Annotated in this window: 2 tRNA genes; both read right to left on the bottom strand. The window is 55.7% G+C overall.

From position 1 onward, the window contains the following. Positions 1–22 precede the first annotated feature (22 nt). A tRNA-Ala gene (locus DK254_RS00875) sits at positions 23–98 on the bottom strand. 27 nt (positions 99–125) lie between these two features. Continuing rightward, positions 126–202: transfer RNA gene (locus tag DK254_RS00870), tRNA-Ile, on the bottom strand. Positions 203–393: the final 191 nt, after the last annotated feature.

Raw genomic sequence — 393 nt, 5'->3', positions numbered from 1 at the left:
GAGCTTTCGACGATTTCGGAGATGGTGGAGCCAAGGAGGATCGAACTCCTGACCTCCTGCGTGCAAAGCAGGCGCTCTCCCAGCTGAGCTATGGCCCCATCGGATCAAGGCACCACCACAACAATTGGTGGGTCTGGGCAGATTCGAACTGCCGACCTCACCCTTATCAGGGGTGCGCTCTAACCAACTGAGCTACAGACCCAATCGTTTTGGCCCTGCAGGTCGACCTCACCCTACTCTCTATCCAAGAGCCTGGGGTGCGCTCTAACCAACCGAGCAGCAAACCTATCGTCTAACCAGTGAATCAAGCAATTCGTGTGGGAGCTTATGAGAAAGCCGGGATCTTCGATTAAGGAGGTGATCCAGCCGCAGGTTCCCCTACGGCTACCTTGT

Origin of the sequence: Pseudomonas sp. RW407 (assembly GCF_003176655.1) — a bacterium.
Taxonomy (GTDB): Bacteria; Pseudomonadota; Gammaproteobacteria; order Pseudomonadales; family Pseudomonadaceae; genus Pseudomonas; species Pseudomonas delhiensis.
This window is presented reverse-complemented; position numbering and strand designations above follow the sequence as displayed.